General features: G+C 68.4%; 15 protein-coding genes and 1 other RNA gene. 12 read left to right on the top strand and 4 right to left on the bottom strand.

Annotated features, from left to right (window positions below; all coding sequences use genetic code 11):
• Positions 1-64: 64 nt before the first annotated feature.
• A complete protein-coding gene (locus tag LB310_RS09970; protein ID WP_278806987.1) occupies positions 65-2377 on the bottom strand; it encodes a bifunctional alpha,alpha-trehalose-phosphate synthase (UDP-forming)/trehalose-phosphatase in 2313 nt (770 codons plus the stop codon).
• 213 nt (positions 2378-2590) lie between these two features.
• Here LB310_RS09970 and LB310_RS09965 point away from each other — a divergent pair, with 213 nt between their 5' ends.
• From LB310_RS09965 to LB310_RS09950, 4 genes are all read left to right on the top strand, one after another.
• Positions 2591-2872: a hypothetical protein gene (locus tag LB310_RS09965; protein ID WP_087190846.1), complete on the top strand. Its 282-nt coding sequence runs from the start codon at positions 2591-2593 to the stop codon at positions 2870-2872.
• Positions 2873-3073: 201 nt separating this feature from the next.
• Positions 3074-4273 (top strand): M42 family metallopeptidase, encoded by a 1200-nt coding sequence (locus tag LB310_RS09960; protein WP_278806989.1) that lies wholly within the window; start codon positions 3074-3076, stop codon positions 4271-4273.
• A 5-nt stretch (positions 4274-4278) separates the two neighbouring features.
• The gene (gene smpB, locus LB310_RS09955) at positions 4279-4743 is read left to right on the top strand and encodes an SsrA-binding protein SmpB (RefSeq protein ID WP_087190848.1); all 465 of its coding nucleotides are present in this window, start codon (positions 4279-4281) and stop codon (positions 4741-4743) included.
• Between the two features lie 54 nt (positions 4744-4797).
• The gene (locus LB310_RS09950) at positions 4798-5541 is read left to right on the top strand and encodes a hypothetical protein (protein ID WP_278806991.1); all 744 of its coding nucleotides are present in this window, start codon (positions 4798-4800) and stop codon (positions 5539-5541) included.
• Positions 5542-5674: 133 nt separating this feature from the next.
• Here LB310_RS09950 and ssrA read toward each other — a convergent pair.
• Positions 5675-6043, bottom strand: a transfer-messenger RNA (tmRNA) gene (ssrA, locus tag LB310_RS09945).
• A gap of 365 nt (positions 6044-6408) precedes the next feature.
• Here ssrA and LB310_RS09940 point away from each other — a divergent pair.
• A complete protein-coding gene (locus tag LB310_RS09940) occupies positions 6409-8166 on the top strand; it encodes a L,D-transpeptidase family protein (RefSeq protein ID WP_301155008.1) in 1758 nt (585 codons plus the stop codon).
• A gap of 98 nt (positions 8167-8264) precedes the next feature.
• Here the strand turns inward: LB310_RS09940 and ybaK are convergent, their stop codons facing one another.
• Together ybaK and LB310_RS09930 are read right to left on the bottom strand one after the other, a co-directional pair.
• Complete coding sequence (gene ybaK, locus LB310_RS09935) at positions 8265-8750, bottom strand: Cys-tRNA(Pro) deacylase (protein ID WP_087190859.1); 486 nt, start codon at positions 8748-8750, stop codon at positions 8265-8267.
• Positions 8751-8979: 229 nt separating this feature from the next.
• Positions 8980-9186, bottom strand: coding sequence for a helix-turn-helix domain-containing protein (locus LB310_RS09930; protein ID WP_231897325.1), 207 nt, complete (start codon positions 9184-9186; stop codon positions 8980-8982).
• Between the two features lie 337 nt (positions 9187-9523).
• Here LB310_RS09930 and loaP point away from each other — a divergent pair, with 337 nt between their 5' ends.
• The 7 genes from loaP to LB310_RS09900 are packed head-to-tail and all read left to right on the top strand — an operon-like array spanning position 9524 to position 15007.
• Complete coding sequence (gene loaP, locus LB310_RS09925; RefSeq protein ID WP_087190861.1) at positions 9524-10036, top strand: antiterminator LoaP; 513 nt, start codon at positions 9524-9526, stop codon at positions 10034-10036.
• Between the two features lie 27 nt (positions 10037-10063).
• A complete protein-coding gene (locus LB310_RS15345; RefSeq protein ID WP_367316813.1) occupies positions 10064-10111 on the top strand; it encodes a Vmc-like lipoprotein signal peptide domain-containing protein in 48 nt (15 codons plus the stop codon).
• A gap of 5 nt (positions 10112-10116) precedes the next feature.
• Positions 10117-10827, top strand: a complete 711-nt coding sequence (locus tag LB310_RS09920; RefSeq protein ID WP_238991220.1) for a sugar transferase — start codon at positions 10117-10119, stop codon at positions 10825-10827.
• Complete coding sequence (locus tag LB310_RS09915) at positions 10828-11595, top strand: WecB/TagA/CpsF family glycosyltransferase (RefSeq protein WP_278806993.1); 768 nt, start codon at positions 10828-10830, stop codon at positions 11593-11595.
• Positions 11596-12639, top strand: a complete 1044-nt coding sequence (locus LB310_RS09910; protein WP_278806995.1) for a polysaccharide biosynthesis protein — start codon at positions 11596-11598, stop codon at positions 12637-12639.
• Positions 12636-13832: an NAD-dependent epimerase/dehydratase family protein gene (locus LB310_RS09905; protein ID WP_278806996.1), complete on the top strand. Its 1197-nt coding sequence runs from the start codon at positions 12636-12638 to the stop codon at positions 13830-13832. Before LB310_RS09910 ends, LB310_RS09905 begins: the two co-directional genes overlap by 4 nt.
• Positions 13829-15007, top strand: a complete 1179-nt coding sequence (locus LB310_RS09900; RefSeq protein ID WP_278806997.1) for a UDP-N-acetyl glucosamine 2-epimerase — start codon at positions 13829-13831, stop codon at positions 15005-15007. The genes LB310_RS09905 and LB310_RS09900 overlap by 4 nt, the downstream gene beginning before the upstream one ends.
• Position 15008: the final 1 nt, after the last annotated feature.

The following is a 15008-nucleotide window of genomic DNA, read 5'->3' as shown; positions in this document are numbered from 1 at the left end:
CGATGGGGCAGCGGAGGCCGAAGAAAGCCGTTTCGCCCTGCAGCCTTCCACCGCGACCTCGGGCCTACGCCCGCGCGAGCGCCCGCGTGCGCGGCATGACCGTCGCCGGCGCGCGCAGCGCGTCCCGGCGCCCGGCACTGGGCGGCACGTCGTCCCCGGCGCCCTCTTCGGCGCATGCGGCCGCCAGCTGCTCCAGCAGCGCGCGCATCTCGCCCGTGTTCTTCAGCGCGTAGCGCGCCCGCGTGGGGCCGTCGCCTATCTTCACGGTCCAGGTGCTCTCGGGCGCGGCCTCGAACACGTCCTCGTCGGTGCGGTCGTCGCCGGCCGCCATCACGAAGCCGTAGGCGGGGTCGCGGAACCACCGGTGGGCCGCATGGCCCTTGTCCACGCCGCGCGGCTTCACCTCCACCACCTTGTTGCCGTCCATAAGCGCGATGCCGCGGTCGGCCAGCCCGTCGCCCAGGGCGTTCTTTATCTCGATGACGCGCCGCTCGGCCAGCTCCTGGCTGCACATGCGGTAATGCCAGACGAGCGAGAAGTCCTTCTCCTCCAGCATCGATCCCGGCGTGCGGTCCACGAAGTCGGCCAGCACGGGGCGCACGGCGTCCTTCCAGTCGTCGCTCAACGGCTCCTCGAGCACCCACGTGCGCTCGTCGCGTCCGCGGAACCAGATGCCGTGCTCGGCCACCAGGTCCACCGGCAAATCTCCCAGCCACGATTCCAATGTGGCGCGGTCGCGGCCCGACACCACGGCCACGTCGGTGCGCGCGCCTGCGCCCAGCTGCTGCAGCAGCGCGCGCAGCCGCGCATCGGGGGCCACGCGGGCCGGGTCGTCGGAGAACGGCATGAGCGTGCCGTCGTAATCGAGCAGAAGCGCCCGCCGCCGCGCCCCGCGGAACGCCACCAGCAGCCGACCTGCAGACGTGGGCCCCAGCAGATGCGCGCTCAGCCCCGCCTGGCGGCGCTTCACATCGGCCGCCGCGTCCAGGAACTCCCGCGCCCACTTCTCGGACGTGTAGCGGGCCAGGCGCTCCTGCATGGGGGCGTTGCGCCGCCGCTGCTCGGCCTCCGGCATCTCCAGCGCCCGCCGCATGGCGTCCACGACGCCTTCCTGGTCGAACGGGTTCACCGTCAGGGCCTCGTGCAGCTCGTAGGATGCGCCGGCCATCTCGGAGAGCACGAGCGTCCCGCCGGCCCCGTCGTGGCAGGCAAGGTATTCCTTGCACACGAGGTTCATGCCGTCGCGCAAAGGCGTGACCAGCATGACGTCGCTCGCGGCGTACAGGCTGACCAGCCGCTCGAAGGGCAGCGAGCGGTAGTAGTAGTCCACGGGCGTCCAGTCCATGGTGGAGTGCTTGCCGTTGATGAGCCCCACCAGCTCGTCCACCTGCTTTTTCAGGGCGGCGTACGACGCCACGTTCTCGCGCGACGGCACCGTTACCAGCACCAGCACCACGCGGCCGCGCCACTCCGGGAAGCGGTCCAGGAACGCGTCGAAGGCCAGCAGGCGCTCGGGGATGCCCTTGGAATAGTCCAGCCGCTCCACCGACAGCATGAGCTTGCAGCCCTCGTGCCCCTTCTCCTCTCCCAGTTCCGTCACCAGGCGGCGCACCGCGGGGAGGCGCGCGGCGTCGCGGTAGCGACCGTAGTCGATGCCCAGCGGGAACGCGTCCACCTGTGCGAGACGGCCGTCGGCGAACAGCGTGCCGCTCTCGTTCTCCACGCCCACGATGCGCCGGCAGCTGGAAAGGAAGTGGCGCACGTAGTCGTAGGCGTGGAAGCCCACGAGGTCGGCGCCCAGCACGCCGCGCATGAGCTCGCGGCGCCACGGCAGCATGCGGAACGTCTCGTAGTCGGGGAAGGGGATGTGCAGGAAGAAGCCGATGGAGGCGTCCGGCAGCGCCTCGCGCAGAAGCGACGGCAGCAGCATGAGGTGGTAGTCGTGCACCCATACGGTGTCGCCGGGACGCGCCAGCGCGAGCACCGCGTCGCGGAACCGCTCGTTCACGCGCACGTAGGCCTCCCATGCTTCCTCGTCGAAGCGGGTATGCTGGGGGAACCCGTGGAAGAGCGGCCACAGCGTGGAGTTCGAGAAGCCCTCGTAGTACAGCTCCGCGTCGCGCCCGTCCAGGCGCACCGGGGCGCAGGAACGCTCGGCCAGCGCCCGCTCGAACCGCGTCCGCCCCGCATCGTCGAGTCCGGCGGGCTCGTCGGCCCAGCCCAGCCACACGTTGCCCGGCTGGGCGTGCAGCGGCTCCAGCCCGGCCACGAGGCCGCCTACGGTGCGCGTGAAGGCAAAGCCCTCGCGTTCGTCGGGCTCGATGCGATAGGGCAGGCGGTTCGATACGATGATGAGGCGGTTGTGCGGGTTGTCCATGCGGTTCACCTTACCTGTTGCCGGTTTCCGTTCCATTGTACGGGTGCGCCCTGCGGCCCCGCGAAGCGGTTGCGGGGCCGTTGCGGGGCCGTGGTTCTCTTGTGACCGCCGCCGCGCAGCCCCTTGCGCTGTCGGACGGCAGGCCATTCGGCGGCGCGTCGTGGTATCATCTTCGCTGCCGTTTGGAAAACCGCTCGACCGTGAAGGAAGGACATGCAGACCTATATCGCCCACTACCGCTCGCCCGCCGCCTCCGATGCGCGTGCCACGGGGCTCTTCGAGTTCCAAAGCGACGCCCGCGCCGGCACCAAGGCGAACTCCCGCGATGCGCGCCTGCGCATGCTGGAGCTGTATGGGAAGGCCGCCGTGTCGTGGACCATCGACCGCGTCGAGCGCAAGAAGGCTTCCGAGGCCAGCCAGGACGGCCAGCTCGAGCTGGACTTCCGCCCGCCGAAGAAGCAGCGCGTGCGCGCGAAGAAGAAGGAGTACTGGTAGGCCCCCGCCGCGCCCCGCCCGGGCGCATTCGTGATGGGCTGGTGACGGCCTTGCGTCATCGTGCGAAAGACGCCCGCGCCTCGTGCGCGAGGCGCTATAATGAGGCCCGACATCAGTGGAAGCGCGCCGCATCGGCGCAGGCGGCAGGCTCACGGCTTGCTGCGCTGCCGGCCCGGCGCGCGCGAACCAGCAGGGAGCGCCATGAAGAAGAAACAGGTGAGGTTCCTCAAGGAACTGCTCGAGACGCCTTCCGCCACCGGCACGGAGATCGCCGTCGCACGCCTCGTGCGCGAGCGCCTAGCCGACACGGCCGACGAGGTAAGGACCGACGTCATGGGGTCGGTGCACGCCATGCTCAAGGGCGCCGGCGCGGGCGCGTCCCTCATGCTGTCCGCCCACATGGACGAGATCGGCCTCATGGTCACGTACATCTCCGACGAGGGCTACCTGTCGGTGGCCTCGGTAGGCGGCGTGGACGCGGCCGTGCTGCCGGGCATGCGCGTGGACGTGCACGCCTCGGAGTCGGCGGAGCCGCTGCGCGGCGTGGTGGGCCGCAAGCCCATCCACCTCATTGAGCCCGACGAGCGCAAGAAGGTCACGCCGCTGGACAAGCTGGTCATCGACTTGGGGCTTCCGGGGAAGAAGGTGCGCAAGCTCGTGCGCGTGGGCGACGTCATCACGTTCGGCGTGGGCTTCGAGCGCTTCGGCGCGGGCATGGCCGTGTCGCGCGCGTTCGACGACAAGGCGGGCGTCTGGGTGGGCGTGCGCGTGCTGGAGCAGCTGGCGCGCGCCGGCCGTGCGCCCGGCGACTTCACGTTCGCCGCCACCGTGCAGGAGGAGATCGGCACGCGCGGCGCCGAGACGAGCGCGTACTCCGTGCGCCCCGACGTGGGGCTCGCCTTCGACGTGACGCACGCCACCGACTATCCGGGCATCGACCCGACGAAGCACGGCAAGATCGTCTGCGGCCAAGGTCCCGTCATCGCGCGCGGCCCCAACATCAACCCCGAGGTGTTCGAGCGCCTGGTGGCCGCCGCCAAGGCCGAGGGCCTGCCGTACCAGATAGAGGCCGAGCCGGGCGTGACGGGTACCGATGCGCGCGCCATCCAGATGGCCCGCGGCGGCATACCCACGGGCCTCGTTTCCGTGCCGCTGCGCTACATGCACACGCCCACCGAGGTGGTGTGCCTGGCCGACCTGGACGCCACGGTGAAGCTGGTCGTGAGGTTCGCGCGCGACCTGGGCGAGGACGCGTGCTTCGTGCCCGGCATGGCCGGCGCGAGCCCGCTTGCGCGCGAGGAGGCCGCTGACGACGCCGAGCTCGCGGCCCAGGCTGCCGCCGGCGCGCCTGCGCACGAGACGGCTGCGCAGCGCCGGTTCGACGAGACGGGCGTGGAGTAGCCGCCATGAAACGCGAAGCCTCCACCATCGCCAAGAACAAGAAGGCCTTGCACGAGTACGACATATTGGAGACCTACGAGGCCGGCATCGAGCTCACGGGCACCGAGGTGCGCTCGCTGCGCGAGAACCACTGCCAGCTCACGGACTGCTTCGCGCTCGTGCGCGACGGCGAGGTGTGGCTGCACAACGTGCACATCCCGCCGTACGCCAACGGCAACCTGGCCAACCCCGACCCCGACCGCAAGCGCAAGCTCCTGCTGCACAAGCGGCAGATCCGCCTTCTGCGCGAGCAGGTGAAGGAGAAGGGCATGGCCCTCGTGCCGCTGAAGATGTACTTCAAGGAGAACTCGCTCGTGAAGGTGGAGCTGGGCGTGGCGCGCGGCAAGAAGCTGCACGACAAGCGCGCGACCATGGCCGAGCGCGACTCCCGCCGCGAGATCGAGCGCGCGCTCAAGGAGCGCAGCCGCTAGATACGGAAACCCCGCGCCGCCCGAGCGACGGCGCTTATGCGAAGGAGGCCTTCCATGGGCTTGGACGATGAGCTTGAGAACATAGAAAACGGCGCCGAGACGGAGGCCGAGCAGATCGACGAGGAAACCGAGCTGGAAGACCTCGAGGAGTTCCAGGACGACGAGGAGTTCGACCCCAACGCCGGGGAGACCGACCTCGAGGAGGCCTACGAGGGCTTCTTCGCCGAGGAGGGCCCGGACGGCGAGGGCGAGACGTCGCCCTCCGGAGACGACGGCGGCCTGGCCGCGGTCGTCGAGCGCTCCACGGGCATCGACCTTTCCGAGGAGGGCTTCCACTTGGTGGACGGCGACGGGGAGGACCTCGAGGCGGAGCTGGGCGAGGAAGGCACCGTGGACGGCTACGACGGCGAGGAGCTGGCCGACGACACGGAGGACGTCACCGTGGTGGAGCCGGCCGACAACGAGGACGGCTACGAGCTGGTTGAGCTGGAGCTGGATGAGGACGACATCGTGCGCTACCTGGAGGACGAGGACGGCAACCGCATAGGCTTCGTGCTCATGGAGGACGGCGAGGAGTGCGAGTACCTCTACGTCGAGGACGACGAGGAGGATGCCGACGGTGCGGGGGAGGACGAGGACAACCCCTACGACCTGGGCATCACCAAGGAGGGCGTGGCCGAGGCAACCAGCGACATGAACGCCATCTACAAGGACGGCATAGCCGTGGCGGCCGAGCTGAAGGACGCTTTCGACGACATCAAGAGTGCCTTCGACTTCTCGTTCCTGAAGCAGAAATAGGGCCGGCCGGGGCGTGCGGGGTGTGGCCGCCCTATCGAGGGTCGGCGAGCGCTCCGTGCGCAGCTCCCGGCGGCGTGGCCGCAACGCAAAGGAGCCCTGCCGGCATGCTGCCGGCAGGGCTCCTGCCTTTGGTTGGTGGAGGCGCGGAGAATCGAACTCCGGTCCATACTACCTCGTCCATGAGGCTCTACAAGCTTAGTCGGCGATCATCGTTCGGTTGCGCGCGGCCCGCCGACGGGCGTTGCGCTTCCTAGCCGGTTCAGTCTTTGCCCGGGCCATACCGGCTACGTGCCCGAGCGCATTCCCCTAAGTTGATGCCGGACCGAGGGGCGGGGAAGTCCCAAGGCCGACAGCCAGGCGCTATTAAGCAGCCATGGCGAGCGCCGGAGCGCTCTGAGTCTTAGCTTTGCCAATTAAATTGACGTTACCCCTGTTTAACGTGGCGAGGAGACCACGACCTGCTCCTCATTTCAGACGTACCATGTCGAAACCAGTCGCCCCCGGATGCTTGCCGCGGTGCCCGTGCCGGGCTGGCGCAGCCGTCGGGAGGGGATGGCCCCACCTTTTCAAGGATCGCGCCCGATGCCGGGCGCCCGCCGCGCCGAGGCGCTGCGGAACTTTCATTCTATCCTGCCATGCGCGTTTGTCAAGCGCGGCGTCACGGCCGTTCGCAACCTGCGACCTTCATCCGAGCGTTGACGCACCCGGGAAAATGAGACTTTTCCCGTGGCGAATTTGTGACGAGTGTAACCTTCGGGCAGCGTTAGTCGTTTTGTTTACGAGGGATCGACGCTTCTCTTGGTACAATGCAACGGATACCCGAGAAGCCTGTTTCAGACGAGACAACCGAGTGTATGAGAGTCGCACATGAACGATAACAAGAACAGCAAAGCCCGGCATGCGCGCCACGCCGCCCCGCCCCCGCAGCCGGACGGCGGCGATGCGCAGGGAGGCCCGATGCCTGCCGGTCAAGCCGTGCCGCCGAAGCCGGAGACTCCCGGCTCGGCGGCTCCCGACAAGGACCCGGGGAAGGCAACCTCGGGCGCGCCGGCTCCCGGCAAGCCTGCCCCGGACCAGACCGCCGTCATGCCCCAGCCCGTGCGCCCCGTCATGCCGAACGCCAAGGCGAAGCCCGGCGGCCAGCCGGGCCAGCCTGCGTTCGCGGGCGGCCCTATGCTGCCGGTGGACGTGAGCGAGGCGGAAGCCAAGGGCGGCCGCAAGCCGCTCAAGGTGCTCGGCATCGTCCTCGGCGTGATCGTTGCTCTCCTGGCCGTGGTGTATTTGGCCGGGGCGCTCGTGTTCATGGACCGCTTTCTGCCGCGCACGACCGTGGGCGACCTCGACGTGTCGCTCAAGTCGTCCGCGGAGGTTCAGGGCCTGCTTGCCGACGTTATCGACGATTACGTGCTGAAGGTGGAGGGCCAGGGCTTCTCGCTCAAGCTGTCCGCGGCGGAGGCCGGCATGAGGCTGGACGGTCGGGCCGCCACCGATGCCATGCACGCCTCCGCGAACGCGTGGGCGTGGCCCATAGAGATACTGAAGGCCCATGACGAGAGCGACAAGCTCGCAGCCACGTACAACGAGAGCGGCCTGGGCGACACGGTGCGCGCCGCGGTGGACGAGTTCAACAAGACCGCCACCCCGCCCACGGATGCCGTGATCGCGTATAGCGAGGCCAAGGGCGCATTCGTGGTGGAGCCGGAGGCCGTGGGCACGGCGCTTAGCTACGACACCGTCATCAAGGCCGTGGACGACGCCGTGCTGGCCCTGCAGCCCGCGGTGAAGCTGGGAGCGGATGCCCTGCAGCAGCCCAAGGTGCTCTCATCCGATCCGAAGCTCACGGCTGCGGCCGAGCAGGCGAACACCATGATCAAGGCCGACCTCGTGCTCACGATGGCCGGCGACACGGCCGGCGAGGTGAACGCCGACCTCATCTCTCGGTGGGTCCGCTTGGGCGACGACCTCTCGGCCACGCTCGACGAGGCTGCGCTCACGGCCTGGGTCGACGAGCTGGCGGCCGCCTGCAACACGGTGGGCACGCAGCGCACCTACACGCGCCCCGACGGCAAGGTGGTCACGGTGGCGGGAGGCGTCTACGGCTGGAGCGTCGACCACGACGCGCTGCTCAGCCTGGTGAAGGAGTCCGTGGCGGCCGGCACCGTGCAGACCGCGGAGGTTCCCTGCACCACGGTCGGCACGGGCTACAACGGCGCGGGCGCGCAGGACTGGGGCCTGAGGTACTGCGACATCGACCTGGCCGAGCAGTACGCACGGTTCTACGACGAGACGGGTGCGCTCGTGTGGGAGTCGCCCATCGTGTCGGGCACGCCGAACGGGTCGCACGACACGCCGACCGGCGTGTACTGGCTCAACCAGAAGGCCAGCCCTTCGAAGCTCAAAGGAACGAACCTCGACGGCAGCAAGTACGAGTCCACCGTGCAGTACTGGATGCCGTTCGTGGGCAACGTCATCGGCCTGCACGATGCCGATTGGCAGTCCTCTTTCGGCGGTTCCCGCTACCGCGACGGCGCCGGCAGCCACGGCTGCGTGAACCTGCCGCCGTACAAGGCTGCCGAGCTGTACGGCATCATCCAGGCGGGCGACGTCGTGGTGAGTCACTGGTAGGATGCCTCGCCTGCCGGCCTTTCGGTCGGCAGGGCCGCCCGCTGTCGGGATTCTTTCGCACGGGGACCGTGATCGGGGCGGCCATGGCGCGCCCGCCCTCACGCCACCGTCAGGTCGGCGCGCACGAGCGGCACGACGCGCGCCAGGTCGTCGGGCGCCATCTCCACCTGGCAGCCCAGGCGCCCGCCCGAGAACGCGATGCGGTCGAAGAGGTCCGCCGTCTCGTCGATGACGGTGGGGAAGGGGCGCCTCATGCCGATGGGCGAGCAGCCGCCGTGCACGTAGCCGGTGAGCGGCAGCAGCTCGCGCGCAGGGAGCATGGCCACGGCCTTCTCGCCAACGGCTGCGGCGGCCTTCTTCAGGTCCAGCTCGCATGCCACGGGAATCATGAACACGTAGTGCCCGCCCGATTTGGCCTGCGTGACGAGCGTCTTGAACACGCGGTCCGGGTCAAGCCCCAGAAGGTTCGCCACCTCCACGCCCGAGAGCGCCTCGGGACAGGTGAAGAACCGCGCCTCGTACGGCACGCGCGCCGCGTCCAGCTCGCGCAGCGCGTTCGTCTTGCGGTCGTGGTCCTTCGGCATAGGTCCTTCCTTTCCAATCGGGCTGCTCCGATCCGGGTGGCCGCCGCGGTTCTCTCTCCGACGGCATAGCATGGGATCGGCTGGCCTGGGGATGCCCGCGGGTTAGCGCCTCGCCCCGGCGGAGCCGCGCGTTTCGCGCCGTTCCCCCGGCATCCTGTTACTCAATTGTTGTTTTTATACAACTATAGGTTATAATCGACATGCCGGGTGCGGAAAGCATCGCGGGCCTCTACTCGCGGGGATCGATGCGGGGGATGCCCTCGAAGAACTCCGACAAGGTCATGTCGAAGCCGTTGGCGATTTTGGCGAGGTTCTGCAGCGTGACGTTGCGCCCGCCGACTTCGATGGAGGCAAGATAGGTGCGGTCCATGCCGATCTTCAGGGCGAACCGCTCCTGGCTTAGCCCGGCGGCGGCGCGCAGGTCCTTGATCCGCAACCCGACTTTTGTTTGCAGTAAGTTTCGCATGAACGAAGACTACGGGCGTGTTGTATGTATAACAACGGACTATATACAACATTGCCCAACCGTTGACCATTCGAAGGGCGCGAGGCGCCTTTCTTTGGCTCCTCGTTGTTGTATAAAAGCAACAGCAAGGTAACTTACATATCTTGAGATGGCGTAATCGTCGCTAAGCGCGTTCCGCCGATCGACAAGAGGATGAATAGGTGCAGGCGATCTCTCTCGCGGCCATGGGTCGGGAAAGCAGAAGCGTGCAGCTGTTCATCCTCTTTTCTTTTGGCGGAGCATCGACGCGGCGGGAAAGGGGCTGGCGATGTGGTACGTGGCGCAGGTGCAGGCGGGACGCGAGTCCGCGACGCGCGACCTCTGCCTTCGCCTGGTGTCCCCGGACGTGCTCGAGGAGTGCTTCATGCCCGAGTACGAGACCATGTGGCGCGTCCGCGGCGAGTGGAAGCTAGTGAGGCGCCTGTTGTTCCCCGGCTACCTGTTCTTCGTCACAGGCGATGCCGAGGAGCTCAACAAGGAGCTTCTGCGCGTGCCCCTGCCCATCCGCCTGTTGGGCAACGAGGAGAACTCGTTCTTCCCGCTGACGAAGAAGGAGCAGGACTGGTTCCTGTCGTTCATGGACGGCGAGCACATCGTCCGCATGAGCGAGGGCTACATCACGGGCGACAAGGTCACGGTGACGCGCGGTCCCCTCATGGGCCTCGAGGGCGACATCCGCAAGATCGACCGCCACAAGCGCCGCGCCTACCTCGACGTCACCCTCTTCGGCCGCACCGTCCCGGCAAGCGTTGGCCTGGAAGTTGTGAGGAAGACCGCGTGAGGCACCTGGACCTTCCGACGGGGGGGGGTGCTGACCGCTACGGTCGCAGCTTCGTGCAAGAACCGAACCAGATAGGCGAGTTGGCTCTCGACGCAGACGCTCCGTTGTGCGAGACGGCGGCCGGGGCGAAAGATGCTGAAGCACGTGTTGGGCATGTGTGCGACGATGCACGGCTCGCATACCGCTTTGCGAAGAGGGCGTTCGACATAGTGCTCTCTCTCTGCGTGATAGCCGTGCTGCTGGCGCCCTCGCTCCTGCTGTGCCTGGCGATCCGCCTGGAGAGCCCGGGGTGTCCCATCTACTCCCAGAAGCGCGTGGGCCGGGTCGGCCGAAACGGCGAGGTGGAGACTTTCGACATGTACAAGTTCCGCTCTATGCACGCCGATGCCGACGAATGCTTGGCCGACCTGCAAGAGCTCAACGAGGCCGACGGCCCCCTCTTCAAGATCAAGGACGACCCCCGTGTGACCCGCATCGGCCGCTTCATCCGCAAGCACTCCATCGACGAGCTCCCCCAGTTCCTGAACTGCCTGCTCGGGCAGCTCTCCTGCGTCGGCCCGCGCCCGCCTTTGCCCTCCGAGGTCGCCCAGTACGACGAGCGCGCCATGCGCCGCCTCTCGGTCAAGCCCGGCCTCACCGGCTACTGGCAGGTGAGCGGCCGCAGCGACACGACCTTCGACGACATGGTGGAGCTGGACCTCAAGTACATAGAGGAGCGCGGCGTGCTGACCGACTTCAAGGTGATCTTCAAGACGGTGGCCGTCGTGTTCACCGGCAAGGGAGCGTGCTAGGTGGCTGCCGAGCCCTGCGTCCAGGTCCCGCCGCGCGTGCCGGTCATCGGCGTGCCCATCACGGCGGTCGACCTCGAGGGGTGCGTTCGCTTCGTCGAGGAGAACCTCGACGCGATCCGGGGGAGCTACCTCTGCCTCTCCAACGCCCACACCACGGTCATGGCCCACGACGACCCGGCGTACTTCGAGGTGCAGGCGGGATCGCTGATGTCCCTGCCAGACGGCAAGCCCCTCTCCGTAATCGGGCGCAGGAGCGAGCCCTCGATGGGCCGCGTGACCGGCCCCGACTTGCTGCGGGCCCTGCTCGAGCGATCGCCGTCGCACGGTTGGTCCCATTACTTTTACGGTAGCACGCCGGAGAACCTCGGGCTCTTGGCGGCCGCCCTCGGGCGGGACTATCCGCGGGTTCGGGTCGTCGGCGCCGAGCCCTCGGTTTTCCGGGAGATCTCCGACGAGGAGGTGGGGGAGCTCGCGGAGCGCGTGGACGCCTCCGGCGCGGACTTCCTCTGGGTCGGCATCGGGGCCCCGCGCCAGGAGGCGCTCTGCGCGCGCCTCGAGGGCAGAACGCGCTGCCTCATGGCCGGCGTCGGCGGCGCGTTCAACATCCTGGCCGGGGTGGTGCCGGAGGCTCCAGGCTGGATGCAGCGGGCGGGGCTCGAGTGGCTCTACCGCCTTGTCCAGGAGCCCGGTCGGCTGTTCGAGCGCTACGCCGTCACCAACACGAAGTTCGTCTACTACGCGGCGACAGGGAAGAAAAGGATCTCCTAGATGCGGGCAATGGAAGGCAGGACCCTCATGATAACCGGCGGCACGGGCAGCTTCGGCTCCACCGTGCTCGAGCACTTCGTCGGATCGGACGTGGGCGAGGTGCGCGTGTTCAGCCGCGACGAGAAGAAGCAGGACGACATGCGCCACCGCCTGCAGGAGCGCGACCCCGGGCTCGCCGCGAAGGTGCGCTTCCTCATTGGAGACGTGCGCGACGAGCGCAGCGTCCGCGACGCGATGCGCGGGGTCGACTACGTGTTCCACGCCGCGGCGCTCAAGCAGGTGCCCTCCTGCGAGTTCTTCCCGATGGAGGCCGTGAAGACCAACGTGGTCGGCACCGACAACGTGCTGCACGCCGCCATCGACGAGGGCGTGCAGAAGGTCGTGTGCCTCTCCACCGACAAGGCCGCCTACCCCATCAACGCCATGGGCACCTCCAAGGCCATGATGGAGAAGATCATCTACGCCAACGCCCGCAACGGCGCGGGCCGGACCACCATCTGCTGCACCCGCTACGGCAACGTCATGTGCAGCCGCGGGTCGGTCATACCGCTGTTCATCGACCAGATCCGCGCCGGGCGGCCCGTGACGGTCACCGACCCGGCCATGACGCGGTTCCTCATGAACCTCGACGAGGCGGTCGACCTGGTGCTCTTCGCCTTCGGGCACGCCGAGCCGGGGGACCTCTTCATCCAGAAGGCGCCCGCCGCCACGGTGGGCGACCTCGCCGAGGCCGTGCAGGAGCTCTTCGGGCGCACGGGCACCAAGGTCATCGGCACCCGTCACGGCGAGAAGCTCTTCGAGACGCTCATGACGCGCGAGGAGCGCCTCCGGGCCGAGGACATGGGGGAGTACTTCCGCGTGAGGGCCGACACGCGCGACCTCAACTACGACAGGTTCACCGTGGGCAACGTGCGCACCCAGGCCGACGAGTCCTACACCTCCCACAACACCGAGCGGCTCGACGTGGCCGCGACCGTGGGGAAGATCGCGACCGCCTCCTACGTTCGCGAGGCGCTCGCCGGGCGGAAGGGGGACCTGCTGTGAGGGTGCTCGTGACCGGCGCGAGGGGCTTCGTGGGCCGCAACCTCTGCGAGTCGCTCAAGGCCATCCGGGACGGCAAGGACCGCCGGCCGCGCTACGCCCCGCTGCTGCCGCTGGAGGTCTGGGAGCACGATCGGGGCTCCTCCCCGGAGGACCTCGACGCGTGGTGCGCGGGGGCCGACTTCGTCTTCAACCTCGCCGGCGTGAACCGGCCCGACGACCCCGCCGAGTTCATGGAGGGCAACCTCGGGTTCGCCTCCGAGCTCCTGGGCCTGCTGGAGCGCTGCGGCAACGCGTGCCCGGTCATGCTCGCCTCCTCCGCGCAGGCGTCGCTGGAGGGCCGCTACGCGGGAAGCGAGTACGGGAAGAGCAAGCTCGCCGGCGAGCGCCTGTTCCGAGAGCACTCGGAGCGGACGGGCGCGAAGGTGCTCGTCTACCGCTTCCCGAACCTCTACGGCAAGTGGTGCCGCCCGAACTACAACTCCGCCGTGGCCACGTTCTGCCACAACGTCGCGCGCGGGCTTCCCGTGAGGGTCGACGACCCCTCGACGGAGCTGGAGCTCCTGCACGTCGACGACCTCGTCTCGGAGATGCTCGAGGCCCTGCTCGGGAACGAGTCCCGCGGCGACGACGGCCTCTGCCATGCCGGCCCGACCGACAGGGCCACCCTCGGGGAGATCGTGGCCCTGCTCGAGTCCTTCCGCGACTCGCGCGCCACCCTCGTCGTCCCCGACCAGTCGGAGGGCTCCTTCTCCAAGAAGCTCCACTCGACGTTCCTGAGCTACTGCGAGCCGGAGTCGCTCTCCTACCCCCTCGACCCCAAGAGCGACGAGCGCGGCTCCTTCTGCGAGGTCCTGCGCGCCCCCGACCGCGGCCAGGTGTCCGTGAACGTCTCCAAGCCCGGCGTGACCAAGGGCAACCACTGGCACTGCATGAAGTGGGAGAAGTTCCTCGTCGTCTCCGGCGAGGCGTCGATCAGGCTGCGGCGCGTGGGCCTCGACGAGGCCGGCGGGCCGTACCCCGTCGTGGAGCACCGCGTCTCCGGCGGGCGCCCCGAGGTCGTGGAGATGGCGCCGGGCATGACCCACTGCATCGAAAACCTCTCGGCCGAGCGCGACCTCGTGACCCTCATGTGGGCCAACGAGCCCTTCGACCCGAACGACCCTGACACGTTCTACGAGGAGGTGGATCTATGAGGACGGACTTCTCCGACGTCTCCTTCAAGGGCGACGGCCGCCTCAGGCTGCTCGTGATCGTGGGCACGCGCCCCGAGGTCATCCGCCTGTCCGAGACGGTCAAGAAGTGCCGCCGGCACTTCGACTGCCTGCTCGCGCACACGGGGCAGAACTACGACTACTCCTTGAACGGCGTCTTCTTCCGCGACCTCGAGCTCGGCGACGCGGACGTCTACCTGGACACGGCGGGGGAGGACCTCGGCGAGACGGTTGGCGCGATAATCGAGTCGAGCTACAAGCTCATGGCCGCCGTCCGCCCCGACGCGCTCCTGGTCCTCGGCGACACGAACTCGTGCCTGTCGGCCATCCCCGCCAAGCGCCTGCACATCCCCATCTTCCACATGGAGGCGGGCAACCGCTGCAAGGACGAGAGGCTCCCCGAGGAGACGAACCGCCGCATCGTCGACATCATATCGGACGTCAACCTCGCCTACTCCGAGCACGCGCGGCGGTACCTCGCCGAGTGCGGCTGCGCCCCCGAGCGCACCTTCGTGACCGGCAGCCCCATGGCCGAGGTCCTGCGCGCGAACCTCCCGAAGATCGACGCGAGCGGCATCCTGGGCGGGCTCGGCCTGGAGCCCGAGCGCTACATGCTGCTGTCCGCCCACCGCGAGGAGAACGTCGACGACGAGGCGAGCCTGCGCTCGCTGTTCGGGGCCGTGAACGCGCTCGCGGAGCGCTACGGCATGCCGATCCTCTACTCCTGCCATCCGCGCAGCCGCAGGAGGCTCGCCGAGGCCGGCCTCGCGCTGCACCCCCTCGTGCGCATGCACGAGCCGCTGGGCTTCCACGACTACAACAAGCTGCAGTCGAGCGCGTACTGCGTCGTCTCCGACTCGGGGACGCTGCCCGAGGAGTCGTCCTTCTTCGCCTCGATCGGCAGGCCCTTCCCGGCGGTGTGCGTGCGCACCTCCACCGAGCGCCCCGAGGCCCTCGAGAAGGCCTGCTTCGTCCTGGCCGGCATCGACGAGCGGGGCCTCCTGCAGGCCGTGCGCACGGCCGTCGCCCTCGAGGAGGCCGGCGACGGCGGCATCCAGGTGCCCGACTACGCCGACGAGAACGTGTCGGCGAAGGTCGTGAGGATCGTCCAGTCCTACGCCGGCGTCGTCGACAAGACGGTGTGGAGGAAGGGCTGAC

The organism is Gordonibacter sp. RACS_AR49 (assembly GCF_030418435.1).
GTDB classification, from domain to species: Bacteria; Actinomycetota; Coriobacteriia; order Coriobacteriales; family Eggerthellaceae; genus Gordonibacter; species Gordonibacter urolithinfaciens.
Note: the sequence above shows the minus strand (reverse complement) of the source record. Positions and strands in the feature narration are given on the sequence as shown.

What these genes read in the sequence shown, in the direction of transcription:
- LB310_RS09970 (WP_278806987.1), bottom strand. Translation starts at nt 2,377, where the DNA reads ATGGACAACCCGCACAACCGCCTCATCATCGTATCGAACCGCCTGCCC.
- LB310_RS09965 (WP_087190846.1), top strand. Translation starts at nt 2,591, where the DNA reads ATGCAGACCTATATCGCCCACTACCGCTCGCCCGCCGCCTCCGATGCG.
- LB310_RS09960 (WP_278806989.1), top strand. Translation starts at nt 3,074, where the DNA reads ATGAAGAAGAAACAGGTGAGGTTCCTCAAGGAACTGCTCGAGACGCCT.
- smpB (WP_087190848.1), top strand. Translation starts at nt 4,279, where the DNA reads ATGAAACGCGAAGCCTCCACCATCGCCAAGAACAAGAAGGCCTTGCAC.
- LB310_RS09950 (WP_278806991.1), top strand. Translation starts at nt 4,798, where the DNA reads ATGGGCTTGGACGATGAGCTTGAGAACATAGAAAACGGCGCCGAGACG.
- LB310_RS09940 (WP_301155008.1), top strand. Translation starts at nt 6,409, where the DNA reads ATGAACGATAACAAGAACAGCAAAGCCCGGCATGCGCGCCACGCCGCC.
- ybaK (WP_087190859.1), bottom strand. Translation starts at nt 8,750, where the DNA reads ATGCCGAAGGACCACGACCGCAAGACGAACGCGCTGCGCGAGCTGGAC.
- loaP (WP_087190861.1), top strand. Translation starts at nt 9,524, where the DNA reads ATGTGGTACGTGGCGCAGGTGCAGGCGGGACGCGAGTCCGCGACGCGC.
- LB310_RS09910 (WP_278806995.1), top strand. Translation starts at nt 11,596, where the DNA reads ATGCGGGCAATGGAAGGCAGGACCCTCATGATAACCGGCGGCACGGGC.
- LB310_RS09900 (WP_278806997.1), top strand. Translation starts at nt 13,829, where the DNA reads ATGAGGACGGACTTCTCCGACGTCTCCTTCAAGGGCGACGGCCGCCTC.